General features: G+C 60.1%; 13 protein-coding genes. 11 read left to right on the top strand and 2 right to left on the bottom strand.

Annotated features, from left to right (window positions below; all coding sequences use genetic code 11):
• The first annotated feature begins 178 nt into the window (after positions 1 to 178).
• From OHL18_RS10315 to OHL18_RS10295, 5 genes are all read left to right on the top strand, one after another.
• Entirely contained in the window at positions 179 to 4,825 is a 4,647-nt protein-coding gene (locus tag OHL18_RS10315; protein ID WP_449727816.1) for a glutamate synthase-related protein, read from the top strand.
• A gap of 240 nt (positions 4,826 to 5,065) precedes the next feature.
• Positions 5,066 to 5,746: a TetR/AcrR family transcriptional regulator gene (locus OHL18_RS10310; RefSeq protein ID WP_263374774.1), complete on the top strand. Its 681-nt coding sequence runs from the start codon at positions 5,066 to 5,068 to the stop codon at positions 5,744 to 5,746.
• 31 nt (positions 5,747 to 5,777) lie between these two features.
• Entirely contained in the window at positions 5,778 to 7,565 is a 1,788-nt protein-coding gene (locus tag OHL18_RS10305; protein WP_263374773.1) for an AMP-dependent synthetase/ligase, read from the top strand.
• Between the two features lie 59 nt (positions 7,566 to 7,624).
• A complete protein-coding gene (locus tag OHL18_RS10300) occupies positions 7,625 to 8,713 on the top strand; it encodes an MBL fold metallo-hydrolase (protein ID WP_263374772.1) in 1,089 nt (362 codons plus the stop codon).
• Between the two features lie 117 nt (positions 8,714 to 8,830).
• Positions 8,831 to 9,100: a helix-turn-helix domain-containing protein gene (locus OHL18_RS10295; protein ID WP_263374771.1), complete on the top strand. Its 270-nt coding sequence runs from the start codon at positions 8,831 to 8,833 to the stop codon at positions 9,098 to 9,100.
• A gap of 25 nt (positions 9,101 to 9,125) precedes the next feature.
• Here the strand turns inward: OHL18_RS10295 and OHL18_RS10290 are convergent, their stop codons facing one another.
• Positions 9,126 to 10,019 carry a metallophosphoesterase gene (locus OHL18_RS10290; protein WP_263374770.1) on the bottom strand — a complete coding sequence of 298 codons (894 nt, stop codon included), beginning with the start codon at positions 10,017 to 10,019 and terminating at the stop codon, positions 9,126 to 9,128.
• A gap of 62 nt (positions 10,020 to 10,081) precedes the next feature.
• Here OHL18_RS10290 and OHL18_RS10285 point away from each other — a divergent pair, with 62 nt between their 5' ends.
• The 6 genes from OHL18_RS10285 to OHL18_RS10260 all read left to right on the top strand — a co-directional run bounded on the left by OHL18_RS10285 (position 10,082) and on the right by OHL18_RS10260 (position 17,180).
• Positions 10,082 to 11,152 (top strand): M24 family metallopeptidase, encoded by a 1,071-nt coding sequence (locus OHL18_RS10285; protein WP_263374769.1) that lies wholly within the window; start codon positions 10,082 to 10,084, stop codon positions 11,150 to 11,152.
• Positions 11,153 to 11,184: 32 nt separating this feature from the next.
• On the top strand, positions 11,185 to 11,679 hold the full coding sequence (gene accB / locus OHL18_RS10280; RefSeq protein ID WP_263374768.1) for an acetyl-CoA carboxylase biotin carboxyl carrier protein: 495 nt from the start codon (positions 11,185 to 11,187) through the stop codon (positions 11,677 to 11,679).
• A gap of 182 nt (positions 11,680 to 11,861) precedes the next feature.
• On the top strand, positions 11,862 to 13,217 hold the full coding sequence (gene accC / locus OHL18_RS10275) for an acetyl-CoA carboxylase biotin carboxylase subunit (RefSeq protein ID WP_263374767.1): 1,356 nt from the start codon (positions 11,862 to 11,864) through the stop codon (positions 13,215 to 13,217).
• An 11-nt stretch (positions 13,218 to 13,228) separates the two neighbouring features.
• Positions 13,229 to 13,855: a thiamine phosphate synthase gene (gene thiE, locus OHL18_RS10270; RefSeq protein ID WP_263374766.1), complete on the top strand. Its 627-nt coding sequence runs from the start codon at positions 13,229 to 13,231 to the stop codon at positions 13,853 to 13,855.
• 134 nt (positions 13,856 to 13,989) lie between these two features.
• Positions 13,990 to 15,459 (top strand): APC family permease, encoded by a 1,470-nt coding sequence (locus OHL18_RS10265; protein WP_263375736.1) that lies wholly within the window; start codon positions 13,990 to 13,992, stop codon positions 15,457 to 15,459.
• Between the two features lie 122 nt (positions 15,460 to 15,581).
• Positions 15,582 to 17,180 (top strand): amino acid permease, encoded by a 1,599-nt coding sequence (locus OHL18_RS10260; RefSeq protein WP_263374765.1) that lies wholly within the window; start codon positions 15,582 to 15,584, stop codon positions 17,178 to 17,180.
• Between the two features lie 85 nt (positions 17,181 to 17,265).
• Here OHL18_RS10260 and OHL18_RS10255 read toward each other — a convergent pair whose 3' ends face one another.
• The gene (locus OHL18_RS10255) at positions 17,266 to 19,929 is read right to left on the bottom strand and encodes a hypothetical protein (protein WP_263374764.1); all 2,664 of its coding nucleotides are present in this window, start codon (positions 19,927 to 19,929) and stop codon (positions 17,266 to 17,268) included.
• Between the last annotated feature and the right edge of the window lie 11 nt (positions 19,930 to 19,940).

Raw genomic sequence — 19,940 nt, 5'->3', positions numbered from 1 at the left:
GATTCTGGGCCTTCTATCTGTTTCCTCTGAGTTCTCAGTGGAACGTCCGGCGATGAATGGTGAATGAACTCCCGGGAGAATGTATAAAAATACATTTCTCATGTATAAATATACACATACTGAGCGGTGAGCGACGACGAATTTCAAAATTTAGAAGAGGGCTTCGGAGGAGGGATCGTTGTCGATTCCGAAGTATATTGACATCATGGCCATCTCTACGCAAAACACTCAAAGCATGGGCTGCAGGCGCTCTTCCGGGAGTGTCGCATCGAACCTCGCTGTCGATCCGTTGCTGAGCCCGAAACGGCCAACGACGAAGTCCAGCGGGTCTCTGATTCATGGAGTGTATACGGGCAAGTCGCTGATTGATCCCATGTTCGATCATGACTCCTGCGGCGTGGGATTTGTTGCCAGCGTGGACGCGGTGCCGACGCACGAGATTCTGCAGCAGGCTTTGACGGCTCTGGGACGGCTTGCGCATCGTGGCGCGGTGGCATCCGATGGCAAGAGCAGCGACGGGGTTGGCGTGACTGCGGCAGTGCCGCGGGAGTTGCTGCTGCGCGCGACGGATGTGACGCTACCCGATGATGCAACACTGGGCCTGGGCATGCTGTTTCTGCCCGTTGAGGAGACGCGTGCCGAAGAGGTGCTGACGCGTTGTTTGGAGTCCAACGACCTGCAGGTGCTTTGTTGGCGCGATGTTCCAACTTGTACGGACTGCCTGGGTGAGATTGCCCTCAGCACCATGCCGAAGATCCGCCAGGTACTGGTGGCGAGCGCGGAGGGCGTGAGCGACGAGAACATCGAACGCCGGCTTTACCTGGCGCGGAAGCAGTTCGAAAAGATCCACGAGCAGGATGAGATCACAGGATACATCTGCTCATTGTCTTCGCGGACGGTCGTCTACAAGGCAATGTGTACGGGGAACCATCTGGCGGACTACTTTCCCGACCTGGCGTCGCCTGATTTTGTGACGCCGTTTGCCCTGTTCCACCAGCGATATGCGACGAACACGCTCCCGACGTGGCACAGAGCGCAGCCGGGGCGGACGCTGGCGCATAACGGCGAGATCAACACCGTCTGGGGCAATCGGGTCCGAATGGCCGCGCGGGATTCTACGCTCCCGGTCGAGTGCAAGCCGGTGCTGACAAAGGGCGGAACGGACTCGACCAGCCTGGACGAAGCTATAGAGTTGATCTCGATGAATGGTCGCACGCTTTCTGAAGCAGTCCGAATGCTGATGCCTCCGGCAGCCGAGGGACACCAGCGGTCGATGTTTCTGCGCTATCACAGCGCATGTGCCGAGCCGTGGGACGGTCCGGCCGCGATTGCCTTTACGGATGGCCAGGTTGTCGGCGCGGCGCTGGACCGAAACGGTCTTCGTCCGTGCCGGTTTGCGATCACCAGTGATGGCCTGGTGGTTGCGGGTTCGGAGGCTGGACTTGTCGATCTCGATCCGGAGAAGGTGATCGAAAGCGGTCGCCTCGGGCCGGGGCAGATGCTGGTTGTCGATCTGGTGGCTGGGAAGGTCTATGACGACGAGGCCCTGCTCGACCTGTTTGATCGCGGCGCTACATACGCCCAGCTTGCGGAGATCTCGCCCCTTGCAGCTCTTCCGTTGCATGAACTGCCCGAGAGCTCGAAGTTGCTCGCAATGCAGCGTGGATTTGGCTATACGCGCGAAGACGTGAAGATGATCCTGCAGCCGATGGCTGTGGAGGGCAAGGATGCAGTCTGGTCAATGGGGGACGATACGCCGTTGGCGTTCCTGGCGCGCTCTCCGCGTCCGGTGTACGCGTTCTTTCGGCAGCGGTTCGCCCAGGTAACGAATCCAGCGATCGATCCGCTTCGCGAGGCGTGCGTGGTATCGCTGGATACGCGGCTGGGACCTTGGCCTCATCTGCTGGATAAAAATGCACCCCTGCCTGGACTCAGCCTGAAGTCGCCGTTCCTTTCGCTGGGACAGGTGGAGTCGCTCCGTCGAGGCAAGTACCCGCATCTCTCCGATCTTCGCTTCGCGGAGTTACCCTGCCTGTTTGCGCCGTCTTCGAGCTTGCTCCAAGGGCTGGACGCCGTCTGCATGAGAGCGATTGAACTGGTTCGTGGCGGAACTCGCATCCTGCTGCTGACGGACCGTGGCGCGACCGCCGAAGCTCTGCCGGTTCCAATGGCGATGGCGACGGGAGCAGTCCACCAGGCGCTGGTTGCGGCTGGACTACGGACGCTGGCCGGCCTCGCGGTGGAGGCAGGAGACTGCCGCGACATTCATCATGCCGCAGTCCTTATCGGTTATGGCGCGGGCGCGGTGTGTCCGTGGCTGGCTTTGGAGACGGCGTTGAGTCTTGCCCCTGCAGGCAGCGATGCGACGGCAGCGGAAGCGAAGATGCTAAAGTCGCTGGACGCAGGACTGGCGAAGGTGATGTCGAAGATGGGTATCTCCGTGGTGGACAGCTACCGCGGCGCACACCTGTTCGACATCCTGGGCCTGCATTCGAGCGTCGTAGACCGGTGCTTCCCGAATACGCCTGCACCGCTCTCAGGAATTGGATTCGCGGAGTTGGACAAGCACCTTCGTGAGACGTGGATTGGCGAAGCTGCGTCGGCAGTGCCAGCGCCCAGCGCAGACCTTCCCGATTATGGCTGGGTGCGCTTCCGCAAGACGGAGCGGGCAGAGCCCCACGCATGGCAACCGGCTACGGTGAAAGCACTGCAATCGGTTGTAGGCAGCGCGCGTGGAGTGGCATTGTCGACGGATCCGGCAGCGGCGTTCGCCATCTACTCGCGCGACGTGATCGCCCGCGATCCCTCTGTGCTGCGCGACCTGCTGGAGATCCGTCCGGCTGGCGCGGAGCTGCGGCTTGAGGATGTGCAGACACCGGCGGAGCTCTGCAAGAAGTTTATTGCGAGCGCGATGTCGCTGGGTTCGCTGAGTCCGGAGGCGCATTCGACGATCACGATTGCCATGAATACACTCGGCGGGCGGTCGAATACGGGCGAGGGTGGCGAAGATAGGGACGTCTATCGTTCGGAGCCGGTGATCGCAAGCGCGCCAGCGGGGTCTTCCCGCATGCAGATGCAGGCGGAGGGTTCGGTTGCCGTCGCGGAGCCTGTGGTGGAAGCTCCTTCGGTCCAGCATCTTCTGAACAACAAGATTAAGCAGGTGGCTTCTGGACGCTTCGGCGTGACTGCCGAGTATCTGGCGCACGCCGAAGAGATTGAGATCAAGGTGGCCCAGGGCGCGAAACCCGGTGAGGGTGGACAGCTTCCTGGGTTCAAAGTAAGCGGTCTGATCGCTCGCCTTCGCCATGCTCAGCCGGGAGTCTCGCTGATCTCGCCTCCACCACACCACGATATCTATTCGATCGAGGACCTTGCGCAACTGATCTACGACTTAAAGCGCGTGAATCCTCGCGCGGCGGTCGGAGTGAAGCTGGTCTCAAGCTGCGGTGTGGGAACAGTCGCTGCGGGTGTTGCCAAGGCGTATGCGGACTTCATCGTGATCGCAGGGAACACCGGCGGCACGGGTGCCGCGGCGCTTTCAAGCATCAAGTACGCGGGCAACCCATGGGAGCTTGGGTTGGCTGAGGCGCAGCAGGTGCTGATGGCCAACGGGATGCGCGATCGCGTGCGGCTGCGCACGGATGGTGGATTGGCGACGGCACGAGATGTCCTGATCGCGGCCATGCTGGGAGCGGATGAGTACGCCTTCGGTACGGCTGTTCTGGTGGTTCTGGGTTGCGACATGGCGCGCCAATGCCACCTGAACACCTGTCCGACGGGCATAGCAACCCAGAAGCCGGAGTTGCGGGCGAAGTTCCGTGGCAAGCCGGAGCATGTGGTGAAGTTTTTCGAGCAGTTGGCGGGAGACCTTCAGCATCTGCTGGCACGCTATGGGCTGGCATCGATTGAAGACGCGGTAGGACGGACGGATCTGTTGGAGCAGGTACGGTTCGACGGGAATCTGGATCTGCAGCCCTTGCTGGCAAAGGTAACGGATGGTCCCGCGCGCTGGATGGGAGTTCGTAATGACCGGCCCGATCCTCAGCCACCCCTGGATGAGGCGTGGGTTGTGCCTGCGATCAAGGCGGTCGATGCCGGTCAGCCCTTTGTGGTTGATTCGCCGATCACGAACGCGAACCGCTCCATGGGATCGCGGCTTGCAGGCGAACTGGCAATGCGCGATGCCCGGGGCGAGAGCGGTCCGGTCGACGTCACCTTCAACCTGACAGGAACTGCGGGACAGTCCTTCGGAGCTTTCATCACACCGGGAATGAAGCTGATTCTGACCGGGCAGGCGAACGACTTTGTCGGCAAGGGACTTTCGGGCGGCGAGATTGTGATTCGGGCCCGTGGTCTAGCGGCGCGGGAGAGCGGACATCATGTCATCCTCGGGAACGTCGCGCTTTATGGCGCGACTGCTGGGACGCTATTCGCTGCCGGACGCGCCGGGGAGCGCTTCGCCGTGAGGAACTCGGGGGTGACGGCGGTCGTCGAAGGCGTTGGCGACCATGGCTGCGAGTACATGACCGGTGGTGTCGTCGTGGTTCTGGGCGAGGCGGGAATGAACTTCGGGGCGGGCATGACCGGTGGTCTCGCGTGGGTCTATGACGCAGCCGGAAAGTTCATTCAGCGGAAGAGGTTTCACCCGGATTTCATTGAACCGATAGCATTTACTCTTGCTGATGCTGCCGAGCAAGTCAAGTTGAAGGAGCTCATCTCCAGGCATGCGGAGGTGTCGGAGAGCAGTCTGGCTAAGTCGATGCTGGCGAACTGGTCGGAGAAGTCGGGTGCCTTTGTGATGTTGTCGCCGAAACCACAGGCCTGAGCAGTTGCGAAAAGGCTCAAGGCTGCGGTGCTCTTCGATCAAGGCCGCTACCGATCCAATCACCGACGACGCTCGACAAAACGCTAACACTGAGTGCGGTCACCAGTGCCTCGGGCATTGGTGTGTCATCGCAGGGGGTTCTCCCTGGCCCGCGTGAATACCCGGCTTGGTACCTCTTCCTCGTGATCGCTGGCAATTGCGGCAGCCTTTCTTTACAGTGGCTAGCTGGAGAGGTCGAGCGTGAAGGGTAGGCCAGCACGAGGATCGGTAAAGTCGGAGCAGACCGGAGGCCCGGCAGAATCCGTTACATCCCTCGAGCCCCGGGACATCTTTCCCCCGGTCCCGGCAAGCGAGAAGTACCAGCGGATTCTGGACGCGGCGGTAGAGGTAATCGCCGAAAAAGGATACTTCAACGCGCCAGTAAGCGCGATTGCTGCGCGGGCTGGAGTCGCGGACGGGACTGTATATCTCTACTTCAAGAGCAAGGACGATGTTCTGCGAACGGCGATCGACCGGAACTTCGATCGCTTCCACCGGCAGGTCATCGAGCGTTTCCAGACGGTCCACGATCCGCGAGAACAGCTTGAGTACATCGCCCAGGTCCATCTTGAGAGCGGCTCGGTCAATCGCGCGATGGCGATCGTGATGCAGACCGAAGTCAGGCAGAGCGCGCGGTTTATCGCGGAGTTCTCGCACCATCACCTGGTGAAGTACATCCAGGTCGTGCGCGAGGTGATCCGGCGCGGGCAGCAGCAGGGAATCTTCCGGCAGGACATATCGGACGGTGTGGTGGCGCACTGCATGTTTGGGGCGATCGACGAGTTGCTGAGTTCGGCGGTCTTCACCGGGCGGAGCTATGATGCGAAGGCTACCGCGAAGCAGGTTTTGGACGTTTTGTTGAACGGAATCAATCGGCCTTAGGGACCGTCGAGATCGGATAAGGGAGCTACAGATGTTTGATTTCAAGACGGTGAATGATGTCTTCCAGTTGATTGCAAGCCGTGGGGACCAACTGGTGATGCAAGCGCAGGATGCGACGGGCGAGTGGCAACCGATCACCTCCGCGATGCTGTATGGGAGGGTGCGGGCATTGGCGTCGGCCTTTGCGAAGTGGGGTGTGGTGAAGGGCGACCGAGTTGCGATTCTAAGCGAGAACCGCTGGGAGTGGCAGGTGACCGACTTCGCAACGCTTGCTTTAGGCGCGGTGGATGTGCCGCTCTACGCGACGCTGACGGCGGAGCAAGTTGGCTACATGCTGCGCGATTCTGGCGCGAAGGTGGCGGTGTTCTCGTCCGCGGAGCAGTATGACAAGCTGGCGGGAGCGGGAGAGCTTCCGGCACTCGAGCACGTGGTGGTGATGGACGGCGGGGACCTGCCGAACGCGGTGAACTTCGCGTCGCTGATGGAGTCTGCCAAAGAGATGGAGACGCGCAACGCGGCGTTTGATGCGACGGCGGCTGCTGTGCAGGCGGACGACCTGATGACGATCATCTACACGTCGGGCACGACGGGCGAGCCGAAGGGTGTGATTCTGACCCATGGCAACGAGGCTAGCAACCTGAACTACTCAACCGATGGGATAGGTTTTGGTGCGGGCGACCTTTGCATCTCGTTTCTGCCGCTGTCGCACGTTACGGCTCGGCATACGGATTTGGCGCTGCTGGCGCACGGAGTGTCGCTGGCGTATTGCCCGAAGTTCGATCGGCTGCCGCCGATTATGAAGGCACTGCGGCCGACGGTGTTGATTGCCGTGCCAAGGGTGTACGAGAAGATTCGGCAGGCGGTCGAGGGCAAGTCCGCGCCGTCGCCGCTGAAGTCAAAGATTCTGAAGTGGGCGGTTGCGAACGGAACGAAGCATCGGGGCGAGGTGCTTGCGGGTAAGACGCCCGGCGGTCTTGCTCATGCGCTTGCTGACAAGCTGGTGTACAGCAAGATTCGCGACGCGTTTGGCGGCAGGGTGAGGATCTTCGTGTCGGGCGGAGCGCCGCTGGGGATGGATTCTGCTGGCTGGTTCGCGGATGTGGGAATTCGAATCTTCGAGGGATATGGGCTGACGGAGACTTCTCCTGTCATTGCAGTGAACAAGCCGAATGCACACCGGATCGGAACTGTCGGAAAGGCGCTTGCGAATGTGAAGTGCCGGTTTGCGGAGGACGGCGAACTGGAGGTCTTCGGGCCATCGATCTTCAGTGGCTACTGGAATAAGCCGAAGGAGACGGAAGAGGCGTTTACCGCCGACGGGTGGTTCAAGACGGGCGATATCGGGAACATCGATGGCGATGGGTACCTGTCGATCACGGACCGGAAGAAAGAGCTGCTGAAGACGAGTGGCGGCAAGTTGATCGCGCCGCAGCCGATCGAAAATAAGCTAAAGGCGAACTCTTTGGTGGGTCAGGCGGCGCTGGTGGGGGACAAGCACAAGTTTGCCTGCGTGCTGATCTCGCCGAATATGGCGGCGCTTGAGAGTTGGGCGGCTGGGCAGGGCGTCTCTGTTGCTGACCACAAGGCCATGGTGAAGGACGCGAAGGTGGTGGCTCTCTACCAGGGCATTGTGACGCAGGTGAACGGGACGTTGGCGCACTTCGAGGACATGAAGCGGCTCTGCGTAGTGCCGGATGAGTGGACCGTCGAGACTGGCGAACTGACTCCGAGCATGAAGTTGAAGCGGCGTGTCGTGGAGAAGAAGTACGCGGCAGAGATCGCCGAGTTCTACAAAGACGAGGCGACGGCATCCAAGTAGATCCCAGCATATTGGAAGAGAATATGTAGCATCGCACCTCACGGAGCATCCAATTCGGCATGGGCATGTTGAAGAAGGCTGAGAAGCAGGGCAAGAAGTTTCTGAATCCGGTTCCAACGGGTGTGGGCGGACCGGGCATGATGTGGAAGATCCTTCCGTTGTATCTGAGGAACAAGGAAGAGCGTGTGCCGAAGGTGCCGCTGGGGCCGTTCCGGACGGATGCCAGTATCTATGCGACTCCGCCTGAGAGCGGGCTGCGGGTGACGTGGATGGGGCACTCGGTGATGCTGGTGGAGATTGACGGTGTGCGGGTGCTGATCGATCCCGTGTGGGATGAACGGGCTTCTCCAGCGCGGTGGTTTGGGCCGAAGCGGTTCTTTGCCGCGCCGCTGAGGTTGGATGAGCTGCCACGGATCGATGCCGTTATCATCTCGCACGATCACTATGACCATCTAGGTCGCATGACGGTGGAGCGGCTGGCGAAGCTCAATGCGGTAAGGGACGCGGTGTGGGTGACCTCGCTTGGAGTGGGAGAGTTGCTGCAAAAGTTCGGAGTAGCTGCTGGGCGGATCAAGGAGTTGGACTGGACGGAGTCTGCCGCTGTGAAATCGCCGACCGGGGCGGAAGTAACGGTGACGGCGGTGCCATCTCGGCATTTTTCCGGCCGGAGTCTGTCGAACCGGTTTGAGACGCTATGGTCGTCCTTTGTCCTGAGCGGCTCGAAGCACAAGGTTTACTACGGTGCAGACTCGGGGCTATGGGATGGATTTGCTGAGATTGGAAGGTGTTATGGGCCGTTTGATCTGACCATGCTGGAGATTGGGGCGTTCAACGAGCTTTGGAAGGACATTCATATGGGCCCGGACGGAGCTGCTGAGGCGTTCGTGAGGATGGGCGGGGCAGGGCTGTTTATGCCGATCCACTGGGGACTTTTCGACCTTGCCCTGCATGCATGGCGGGAGCCAATCGAAAGGATGACCGAGTTAGCGGACGAACGAGAGATTCGGTTGTGGTCTCCGGCGCCGGGAGTGCCGTCGGAGGTTTTGGCGGGGCAGCAGTTGCGGGCGAAGTGGTGGGAGGCCGTGCCGGAGTCAGCAAAGGTCACCTCCTCCGGGATGTTGCCTACAGGGAACGTGGCACAGGAGTAGTAGCAAACAAGGGCAGAAATCTCTTGTGCGGTGGGATGAAAGAGGGTACAAAGAGGAGGCTGGAAGTTCGGCATTCTTCCGGAAGACTCCGGTTATTTCCCGGTTTGGAGACAGATCATGGCGGGTGCGGTGCAGGCGATGTTGCGCGAGGTGATGGATATCCGGCAGGCAGCGGAGTATCTGGGCATAAGCGGCGATACGCTGTATCGCTATGCCTCTGAAGGGTTTATCCCGGCGTTCAAGTTGGGGAACCGGTGGCGCTTTAAGAAGTCGCTGTTGGACGCCTGGATGGACGAGAAGAGCGGTGTGAAGCCCCTGGCGACGACCGGGCTAACCGTGGTGGCCCCGGAGCAGAAGAAGCCGGCGGGTCGGGCTCGGCTAGGCTAAGTTCCGCCGATCGAATACCTGTCTCTTAGGCGGGCTGTAACGTGATGTGGGTGATCTCCGGCGGGCAGTTGAAGCGCAGCGGGAGTCCGACGGTACCGATTCCGCGATTCACATAGAGCTGGATGTTATCGAACTGATACCGCCCCATGGAGTATTTCTTACCGAGTGGTGGAAGCAGAAGCGGTCCTGCGAGAGGCATGCGGACTTGTCCACCGTGGCTGTGGCCTGACAGGACGAGGTCGATGTGAGGCGCGCGTGGGTGGTGCGAGATCACGTCCATGAAGTCGGGTTCGTGACACATCAGGATGACCGGCGCGTCAGGCTTCTCGGGGACTGCGAGTTCGAGGTCGGGATTGCCGGATTCGGCGTCGTCGAGGCCCGCGAGCCAGATGTGATGACCTGCGCGTTCGATGGGAACGTAGCGATTCACGAGGGGATTCATCTCGTAGGTGGTGAGCATGCTGGTGACCGCGGCGGCGTCGACGTTCACGTCGTGGTTGCCGAGGATGGCGTAGCGCTGAGGGCACTCGAGGCCACGCAGAATGGCTCCGCAATGCGGCATCGCGGCGTAAGCGCGGTTGTCGGTGCCGCTTGAGTTGTTACTGATGTAGTCGCCGGTGGTGAGGACGAGATCGGGCTTGAGGGCGTTGATCTTGCGGACAGCTTCGCGAAGGAAGAAGTCTTCGGTGAACCATTCGAGATGGATGTCCGAGAGCTGCGCGATGCGGAAGCCGTGGAAGGCTTCGGGGAGGCCGGGGATGTGGAAGGTCTGGTCGACGACCTCAATGAAGTGGCGCTCGAGTTCGCTGGAGTAGAGGCCGAGAGCTGCGATAGAGAGAGCACCGCCCGCGAGGAGATTGCGCCGGGAGAAGCGAGGCGAGGCAGATGGCCGCTGCTGCGATGGAGTATCGACGGTCATACTCTATGATAACGGTTTGGGACGACTCCGCTCCGATAGAATAGAGATCGATGAGTTTTCGAGTGAGACAGAGGCGGGCCACCGCGTTGCTGAGCGGGGGGATGAACGCCCTGCTGGTGACACACCTTCCGGATGTTCGGTATTTGAGCGGATTTACTGGATCGAGTGCGGCGCTCCTGCTGCATGGTGGCAGGGCGACGCTCTTTACCGACGGGCGCTATACGGCGCAGGCGAAGGCCGAGGCGGTCGGGTCAAAGGTAGTAATCGTCCCCAAGGCCACGCTGGCTAAAGCGTGCGAGGAGGCAGCGGCGGCGGGCATAGAGCGCTGCGGATTCGACGCCGTGCATACGTCTGTAGCCACGTTTGAGGCGATGCGGAAGGCTGTTCCGGGCAAAGTGCGAAGGAGTTTCTTCCAGCCGAGCGGGCCGATCGTGGCGGGACTCCGCGAAGTCAAGGACGACGCTGAGATCGAAGTGATGCGGCGGGCTGCGTTGGCCGGGTGCAAACTCTTTGACCACATGCTCGGCTATCTGCGTTCGGGGTTGACCGAGATTCAGGTCGCTGCAGAGTTGGAACATGCGGCACGGCTTGCCGGGGCTGAAGGGATGTCTTTTGAGACGATCGTCGCCAGCGGCGAACGATCCGCGCTGCCACACGGTCGGGCGACCGGAGCTAGGCTGCCGAAGCGCGGCTTTGTGACGCTCGACTTCGGCGTGGTCATGGACGGCTACTGCTCCGATATGACTCGGACGATCCACCTCGGCAAGGCGAGCCAGGAGGAGTTTGACGTGTATCATGCGGTACTGGAAGCGCAGGAAGCCGCCGTCGCGAAGATCGCTCCTGGAGTTGCGCTGGGCGATGTGGACGAGGCGGCGCGGAGCATCCTGCGAGCGGCGAAGCTGGATGAATACTTCACGCACTCTACCGGGCACGGGGTCGGACTTGAGATTCACGAAGGCCCGCGTGTGGCGAAGGATCAGAAGGAAGTTCTGAAACGCGGTATGGTGGTAACGGTTGAACCCGGAGTGTATATGCCGGGTAAGTTCGGTGTGCGCATCGAAGACATGGTGCTGGTTACGGCTTCTGGCGGTGAGGTTTTGACGCCAAGCGTAAAGGCATGGACACAGCTGTAAAGTCCGATTTTGAGAGGGAAGAAAGAGATCCGATGGAAGACGAGACGAATCTGGAGAAGTTGCAGGATCTGGTTGGTTTTTTGAAAGAGAACGGCATCGCCGAGTACGAGGCGGAGCGCGGCGACACGAAGATCAGGATCAAGTTTGCGACGGCGGCAGGACCGGCGACGGCGCTGGATCCGGCGACTTTAGCGCAGTGGCTGAGTGCTTCGGGCGGGCAGAATGCTGCAGCTCCTGCTCCTTCAGCGGCACAGACAGCGGTTGCAGCGGCTGTGCCGGAGGCTGCGCTGCATCAGGTGAAGTCGCCCATCGTTGGGACGTTCTACGATTCGCCTTCGCCGGGGTCAGCTCCGTTTGTGAAGGTCGGCGATGTGGTCGAGGTAGGGCAGGTGCTCTGCATCGTCGAGGCCATGAAGCTGATGAACGAGATTGAGGCGGATGCGGCTGGTGAGATCGTGGCGCGGATTGCGACCAGCGGACAGCCGGTGGAGTACGGGCAGCCGCTGTTTTCGATTAAGGCGGTATGAAGACGCTAGCTCCCAGCCCCGTGCACGACGCGCAAGAGATGCGCGAGTGGGCTCGCGACTTGAGCTCTCCGAAGGATGGATGGGGGAACGTGTTGCTCCTTGATTTCTTGACTGAGTTGTTTGCCGAGTGCATCGGTGCGGTCGTTATTGCATTCTTGCACCTCATCTTCTGAAAGGCAGAAATGTTTCGTAAGGTATTGATCGCAAATCGGGGAGAGATTGCACTGCGCGTCATCAGCGCGTGCAAGGAGATGGGCATTCGCACGGTCGCTGTGTACAGCGAGGCCGACAGGAACAGCCTGCACGTTCGGTTCGCTGATGAAGCAATCTGCATCGGCCCGGCACGCTCGGCGGACTCGTATCTGAATGTTCCTGCTGTCATCTCGGCTGCGGAGATCGCGGATGTCGATGCGATCCATCCGGGCTATGGACTGCTGAGCGAGAATGCCAATTTCGCCGAGGTGTGCCGGGCTTCGAACATCAAGTTCATCGGGCCTCCGCCGGAGGTGACGCGGATGATGGGCGAGAAGTCCACTGCGCGTCAGACGATGAAGAAGGCCAAGGTGCCGATTCTTCCGGGATCCGACGGCGTGATCGCGAGCGCGGACGACGCGCTGGAGTGGGCGAAGTCGGTTGGCTATCCGGTGATCCTGAAAGCCGTCGCAGGCGGCGGCGGACGAGGCATGCGTATCTGCAGAAACGCTGCGGAGCTGCCGGAGCTTTATAACCAGGCATCGACCGAAGCTGCGAATGCGTTCGGCAACGGCGATATGTACATGGAGAAGTTCATCGAGCGGCCACGGCACATCGAGTTCCAGGTACTGGCCGATGAACACGGCAACGTGATGAGCCTGGGCGAACGCGAGTGCTCGATTCAGCGGCGTCATCAGAAGTTGATTGAAGAGGCCCCATCGTTGCAGGTGAGCCCGAAGTTACGGGCAGAGCTTGGCAAGACCATCGAGCGCTCGCTGAAGGAGATCGGTTACTGGAACGCGGGAACGATCGAGTTTCTGATGGATGAGGACGGCAAGATCTACTTCATCGAGATGAACACGCGCATCCAGGTGGAGCATTGTGTAACCGAGATGGTTACAGGTATCGACCTGGTGAAGGCGCAGCTGCGGATTGCGATGGGCGAGAAGCTGAGCTCCATCATCACGGAGCCGGTGACGATTCGCGGGCACGCGATCGAGTGCCGCATCAATGCGGAGCATCCGGAGAAGTTCACGCCATCTGCAGGCAAGATTACGGCGTTCAACGTTCCCGGTGGTAACGGCGTGCGAGTGGATACGGCGCAGTACTCCGAGGGCGTGGTGCCCCCGTACTACGACTCGATGATTGCGAAGCTGATCTGCCATGGCAAAAATCGCGACGAAGCGATGAACAAGATGCAGCGCGCTCTGAGCCAGTTCGTGGTGCAGGGCATCCATACGACGATTCCGCTACACGAGAAGATCTTTGCGGATGAAGAGTTCCGGTCCGGGGCGTTCGATACGAAGTTCATGGAGCGGTTCTTCGAGCGGCAGGCCGCGAAGTAAGACGGCCTGTGATGACGCTTCCTCGACTCTATGTCATTGCCGATGCTGGTGTGCTGTTGTCGCGTGGAGTCACGCTTCTTACATTTACGACTGAGCTCCGAGCGGCTGGCGTTACGCTTCTGCAATATCGTGACAAGGATGCCGGGCCGCAGGCGGTTCTGCGAAACGCTGAGTTGATTCTCGAAGCGTTTGCGGGAAGTCGTACGACGCTCCTTATGAATGACCGTAGCGATCTGGCGGTGATTGCCGGGTGGGACGGCGTGCATGTAGGGCAGGAGGATCTGCCGCCCGAGGATGCCCGGCTTGTTCTGGGAGTGAACAAGGTGATCGGCCTGTCGACGCATACAGAGGCGCAGGTGATTGCGGCGGATGCGGGGGCAGCGGATTATGTGGCCATTGGGCCGGTCTTCGCTACGGGGACGAAGCTTGATGCGGAGCCAGTGGTGGGGCTGGAAGGAGTGCGGCGGGCCCGGGCTCTGACACGCAAGCCTCTGGTCGCGATTGGTGGGATTACGCGGGAGAATGCGCGGTCGGTGATTGGGGCCGGGGCGGATTCCGTGGCGGTGATCAGTGGGTTGTTTGTGCCAGGGGAGAGTGTCGAGAAAGTGGCGCGGGACTTTCTTGAGATTTTGCGGTAGAACTGGGGAACGTGACAATTCCATTAACGACAAAGACGCAAGCAGATCCTCCGCCTTCAACGAAGGATGACAAGGTTTCGGGCGCGTCGACGAAGGATGGGGCCCTTGCGGGAACTCCGCACTTTGTGCAGGGAATGGGGTTGTTCTCGGCGACGGCCATCGTGATGGGGTCGATGATCGGGTCGGGGATCTTCATTGTGTCGGCGGACATGTCGCGGACTCTGGGGTCGCCGGCACTGCTGATCGCGGCGTGGCTAGTGACGGCGGTGATGACGATCATCGGTGCGCTCAGCTACGGTGAACTGGCGGCGATGATGCCAAAGGCGGGCGGCCAGTATGTGTATCTTCGCGAGTCGCTGGGGCCGCTGTGGGGATTTCTGTATGGATGGACGCTCTTCCTGGTGATCCAGACAGGGACGATTGCGGCGGTTGGCGTGGGCTTTGGGAAGTTTCTGGGTGTCTTCATTCCGGGCGTGAGCACGAAGAACTGGATATGGCATGTGGGTTCGGGCACGATCGGCCTGAACACGGCGAACCTTGTCGCGATCCTCATTATCACGCTGCTGACGTTCACCAATACGCTCGGCGTGAAGCTGGGTGCGGCGGTGCAAAATGTCTTTACCTCAGCGAAGATCGTGGCCCTTGCTGCGGTGGTGCTGGTAGGTGCTCTGGCGAAGAATGCCGTGGCGATGGCGGCGAACTTCGGAGCGGGATGGCACGCGTTCTGGGCTGGCTCCGGGCTGACAGCGCTGCATCCGGTGCAGGTCGGGGCGAGTGGGCCGACCGTGCTTGTGGGTGTACTCACGGTTGTAGCAGTGGTGCAGGTGGGATCGCTGTTTTCGGCGGATGCTTGGAACAACGTGACGTTCACGGCAGGGGAGATCCGAAATCCGAAGCGCAACCTGCCGCTCTCGTTGGCGATAGGCACGGGCGTCGTGTTGCTACTTTACGTGCTTTGTAACTTTGTCTATCTGAGCGCACTTCCGCTTGTCGGTGATCCGAATGCGACTACGCTGGCAGGACGGGGCATTCAGTACGCCGCAGAGGATCGAGTCGCGACAGCCGTTATGGAGGCAGTCTTTGGCAGCGTCGGCGCGAAGCTGATGGCTGGAGCCATACTTATATCAACATTTGGATGTGTGAACGGGATGCTGCTGGCGGGTGCCCGGGTGTACTACGCGATGAGCCGGGACGGGCTCTTCTTCAAGGGCGTGGGCAAGCTGAGTCCGAAGTCGAATACGCCGGTGAACTCACTTTGGGTACAGTGGGCGTGGACGTGTCTTCTCTGTCTTTCGGGCAGCTATGGGCAGTTGCTGGATTACGTCGTCTTCGCGGTCCTGGTCTTCTACATCCTCACGATTGTCGGACTCTTTGTGCTGCGACGGACGCGCCCGGATGCGGTGAGGCCGTATAAGGCGTTTGGCTACCCGGTGCTCCCGGCAGTGTATATCGCGATGGCAGCATGGATTTGTGTTGTACTCTTGCGTTACAAACCTCAGTACACTTGGCCGGGGCTGATTCTGGTTTTGATCGGCGTTCCGGTATATCTGCTGTGGAAGCGAGGCGGCTCGGCCAAGACGCCGGAGCCGAAAGTAGCCGATTAGCTCGCGTTGGTGAGCGATGCCGGATTCGCAGCCGCATGAAATACATAGCTAAGCCAGAGTCTGCTTCCTAGGCTTTGTATGACACCAGCAACAGCAATCGAATCAGGGAGAAACAAGCAACGATGTCGAAGCTTTTCGCAAAGAAGTCAATGACCGTACTCATGGCAGAGGCCCAGGCAGAAGGGTCAGAGACGCTGGAACGCTCTCTTGGGCCGTTTTCGCTCACGGCGCTGGGCGTAGGCGCTGTGATTGGCGCCGGGATCTTCGTTCTTTCGGGCCTGGCCTCTCAGAAGGTCGGTCCCGCGTTGATGCTTTCTTTTGTGTTGTCGGGGTTGGGGTGTCTCTTCGCCGGCCTTTGCTACGCAGAATTCGCCGCGATGATCCCTCTCGCTGGTTCGGCCTACACCTATGCTTATGCCACGCTGGGTGAGTTGATGGCGTGGATCATCGGCTGGGACCTGACGCTCGAATACGCTATGGGTGCGAGCACGGTGAGCTCCGGGTGGTCGAATCATTTCATCGAACTGCTGGCGATCGTGCATATTAATTTCCCCTTGTGGCTCTCGTACGACCACTGGACGGGTCAAGCGACAGCGCTGAAGATTGTGGCGCGTCAAGCGCTGGCAAAGTCCGATCCCTCTCTGGTTGTCGGATCCAGGCCCTTCAGTGACGCTCTCGCGGCGCTGGTTGCTCATCCGTCGCAGGCCATGGTTGACCAGGCGCATGCTTTGCTTGGAGCACCTACGATCTTCGGTGTTGAGATCGGGTTCAACCTGCCAGCATTCCTCATCGCGCTGGTGATCACTACAGTTCTTGTGATCGGGATCAAAGAGTCCGCAAAGTTCAATGCGACGATTGTGGTGTTGAAGGTTTCGGTGGTGCTCTTCGTTCTGTATTTGGGTGCCCATTATGTCAATCGGGCGAACTGGGGCAACGACTGGCACAGCTTTGCCCCTTTTGGCTGGGCGGGGATTGGTAAAGCGGCTGGCCTGATCTTCTTCTCTTACATCGGCTTCGACGCGGTATCCACCACGGCGCAGGAGGCGAAGAACCCCCAGCGCGATATGCCGATAGGGATCATCGTGTCGCTGTCGGTATGCACGTTGCTTTACATAGGCGTGGCCGCAGTGTTGACCGGGATGGTTTACTGGCCATCGATCAATATCGAAGCGCCGATCGCGAGAGCGTTTCTAGATCACAACCTCGTCTGGGCCGCCAACATCATTACGATTGGAGCGATTGCTGGCCTCACAAGCGTGATGCTGGTGATGCTCCTTGGCCAGAGCCGCGTGCTCTATGCGATGGCCAATGATGGATTGCTCCCGAAGGCATTCTTCGGCTCGATTCACCCAAAGTTCCGCACGCCTTGGAAGGCTACAATCCTGGCAGGAGCACTGGCCGCGATCGTTGGATCAGTGACCCCGATTGAGATCATCGGCGACATGGTGAACATCGGAACGTTGCTCGCCTTTGTCATCGTATGCATCGCGATCATGGTGCTTCGACGCAAGGATCCCACGCGAGAGCGGCCCTTCAAGACGCCCTTAGTTCCGCTGGTGCCCATCCTGGGGATCGCCTTCAACGCATACATGATGTACACGCTGGGCAAGTGGAACTGGATCCGTTTGATTGTCTGGCTCCTCATCGGGCTGGTGGTTTACTTCACTTACAGTCAGAAGAACAGCCGGTTGCAGAAACAGATCGCTGCTGAACTAGAGTAGGTCCACCTAGAGGAGGACAAGTGAAAGGCCCGGCATAGTCGCCGGGCCTTTCGCTTGCCTCCTAATGGGCAGCGTTTTCGCTTTCCTACTTGGTGGGAGGAGTCGCCGCGCTCGCGGCAGCCGGCTGAAGGGGCACGGCTGAACTCGCAGGGGCGGCCGGTGCTGGAGGCGTCGCGATGGGCAATACAGGCAGAGTCACCTGGTTTGTCGTGGATGGATCGTCGCGCAGACGGACATAGAAGACGGTGTCAGCACCGGGATGCGGGATGGCGACGGAGTTGCCCACGAACCCTTCAGGGACTTCGATCGGTGAGGTGAATGCCTGGTCGGTCGAAAAGGCATCGACGAGGTAGAGGTCTGATCCTTCGAGCGTGCATGGCTGTTGCCGGGCGCGGGCGGGGCAGTGGAGATCCGTAAGTGTGGGCAGGCGGACGATCGTTCCGAGGGGAATCCACTCGCCCGTGGTGCCGTCGGGTGCGATCGCGCGGAGATGAAGCGGACCGAAGGCTGACGGGCCAAAGACCTTGAGCGGCTCAAGCGTCGCGAGAACGGTGTGTTTGTTCTGCAGGACGAGCGTGCCGTCGGCAATGCTGAGCTTGGTGTGGAGGGAGTCGTCGATGCTGGCGATCTCAACCTGCTGGCCGCGCGGGTAGTTGTCGGCAGACTTCAGGAAAAAAGTCAGCTTGTCGTTGATAGGGAGATCGTCCTGCGAGAGATGGATAGGCGATCCCTTAGGCTGATCGATGCCTTTGCTGAGAAGCGTGATCGATGGCCGGGCGCTACCGACGGTGAAGGGCAATGTGAGGGTTCGGCCGTCCTTCAGCGTGGCTGTCGCGGTCAACTTATCACCGGGAGACAGCTTCGGCGCGGAGGTCTTGCCGTCGATGGCCTTCGGATCGCTCGCCTTTGCATCGAGCTCCATCGGCAGGTCGCTCTTCGCTTCGTTTGCCTGTGAGACATCACGGTTCGGAGCGGGCGTGAAGATGAGACCCTTGAGCTCCAGTTGTTTGACCTGGTCGAGACTGCTGCCAGAGAGCACCGCGGTAGCATCGCCGGCGTGGAGGTTCAGAGACTCGAGTTTGGCGGGCTCCGAGTAGGTCTTCGCGGTCACCTTGTCGATTGCGGGATCGCCGTACTGCTTGATGGCAAGCTCAACCGTGTCTTTGTTCAGAGACTTCAAGGGCAGGTTCAGCGATATCTCGTCGGCCTTGTCCGCTCGCTTCCAGTCGAGCTTGGTCTCCGTCCCTGGGACCGAGTCGGAGATGATGGCCTGAACGCAGGCGGTGCCGGTCGAAGCAAGTGTGAGGTGATTGTCCTGCCCGACAATGAGCGGATCGGTTGTCACCAGCTTCCAGCCTTTGCCAGGCACGTTCTGCAGCGGGAGCGTTGGGCCGGTGAAGTGGTCGAACCCCCACATTCCATTCACTGTGCCTGTCAGGGTTCCTGGAGGAAAGGTCGCCGTGGGAGCGGGCTTCGAGTTGGGCGGAGCACTGGCCTTCGTTTCGCTCGTCGGTTCTTGAACCGGCGTAGTGACAATGCCGGAGTCATCCGGTGTGGACGGCGGAAGAAGTTCACGGTGCGTCGCATGAGCCACGATCAGGCCACCACGAAAGGCGTCAGGAGTAAGAGGGACGTCTGGAATGTGGTCAGCCGAATTGACGTGAAGCGTCAGTTCATGGGCAAAGGAGGTTGAATAGACGAGAGGAGCTCCTTCGAGGCCGAGGACGAGGTCGGGACGGAGCAGGCAGGCGACCTGCTTCGGATCGGCGGCTCGAAGCGGCGGAGTCGTTGCGGCCTGAATTGCAGGCAGCCCGATGACGATGACGGACTTAGGGTTATGGAAAGAGGGTGGAGCGTTTAGGCGCAGGTTCAGCTGCTGATCGCTGGGAAACGCAATCGCCGGAATGTACTGATACTGCGCGGTGTGCAGCGTGCTGGTGAGGCGAACGAGGTCGACGATGGCACCGACATACGCACTGTAGAGTCCGCCACCACCGATGCCCGTGTAACTTGCGGCCTGAATGAAGTCGCTGCTAGGGCCGTTCGCCAGAGCGGAGGCGACGGTCTGACCATGTCCGTCGTCGAGGAGAAGTTGATTTCCGGACTGAGTCAGGCAGTTGTACTGCGCGTCAACGGGCTGCTTGAAGCAGTTTTCATTGGGCTTGAGGGCTAAAGTCCGGGCGAGCAGGGTGGAGTGTTCGGAGAGCGCTTTAGGGTCGTTCGGGTCGACGGTCTTCATGCTGTCGAGATACTTCTCGATGCGCGCCTGCTCGAAGCCAGCCTCGTTGAGGTCCTGCGAGGCGCGAACGAAGATGCCTGGGCGACCCTTGACTGCCGAGCGGAGCGTGCCGAAGTCGCCGCCGGTCTCAGGGGCAAGGAAGAGGATGACCTGCTGAGCCTCCGGCGGAACAGTGATGAAGACGCCTTCGCTCTGAACACCCTTGTTCCATGTCTCGATCCGGGTGAACCAGTTGTCGGGCGGAGGGTTGGTAGTGCCGCGGAGAAATGCGGCTACAAGGAGGTATTTGACCGATTGGCTGGGAGGGAAGTCGGGGTGCAGCCAAAGCTTGTCCCCGGCCTTGAGATTGGGAACCTGTGCGATGGGCAGGGTGACGCCGTCGCGCGTAACGCGTACTTCTACCTTGGGGCCAGCGAGATCGAATCGCGCCGGATCAGCGTGGGCGGGGGCGGTTGAGACGAGAAGCGCGGCAATCGTTGCGAATAAAAATCTGCGGCGCAAAGTCAACATACTTCATTTTA

It is taken from the genome of Granulicella aggregans (genome assembly GCF_025685565.1).
Taxonomy (GTDB): domain Bacteria; phylum Acidobacteriota; class Terriglobia; order Terriglobales; family Acidobacteriaceae; genus Edaphobacter; species Edaphobacter aggregans_B.
Note: the sequence above shows the minus strand (reverse complement) of the source record. Positions and strands in the feature narration are given on the sequence as shown.

What these genes read in the sequence shown, in the direction of transcription:
- OHL18_RS10305 (WP_263374773.1), top strand. Translation starts at nt 5,778, where the DNA reads ATGTTTGATTTCAAGACGGTGAATGATGTCTTCCAGTTGATTGCAAGC.
- thiE (WP_263374766.1), top strand. Translation starts at nt 13,229, where the DNA reads ATGACGCTTCCTCGACTCTATGTCATTGCCGATGCTGGTGTGCTGTTG.
- accC (WP_263374767.1), top strand. Translation starts at nt 11,862, where the DNA reads ATGTTTCGTAAGGTATTGATCGCAAATCGGGGAGAGATTGCACTGCGC.
- OHL18_RS10265 (WP_263375736.1), top strand. Translation starts at nt 13,990, where the DNA reads ATGGGGTTGTTCTCGGCGACGGCCATCGTGATGGGGTCGATGATCGGG.
- OHL18_RS10300 (WP_263374772.1), top strand. Translation starts at nt 7,625, where the DNA reads ATGGGCATGTTGAAGAAGGCTGAGAAGCAGGGCAAGAAGTTTCTGAAT.
- OHL18_RS10290 (WP_263374770.1), bottom strand. Translation starts at nt 10,019, where the DNA reads ATGACCGTCGATACTCCATCGCAGCAGCGGCCATCTGCCTCGCCTCGC.
- OHL18_RS10260 (WP_263374765.1), top strand. Translation starts at nt 15,582, where the DNA reads ATGTCGAAGCTTTTCGCAAAGAAGTCAATGACCGTACTCATGGCAGAG.
- OHL18_RS10255 (WP_263374764.1), bottom strand. Translation starts at nt 19,929, where the DNA reads ATGTTGACTTTGCGCCGCAGATTTTTATTCGCAACGATTGCCGCGCTT.
- accB (WP_263374768.1), top strand. Translation starts at nt 11,185, where the DNA reads ATGGAAGACGAGACGAATCTGGAGAAGTTGCAGGATCTGGTTGGTTTT.
- OHL18_RS10295 (WP_263374771.1), top strand. Translation starts at nt 8,831, where the DNA reads ATGGCGGGTGCGGTGCAGGCGATGTTGCGCGAGGTGATGGATATCCGG.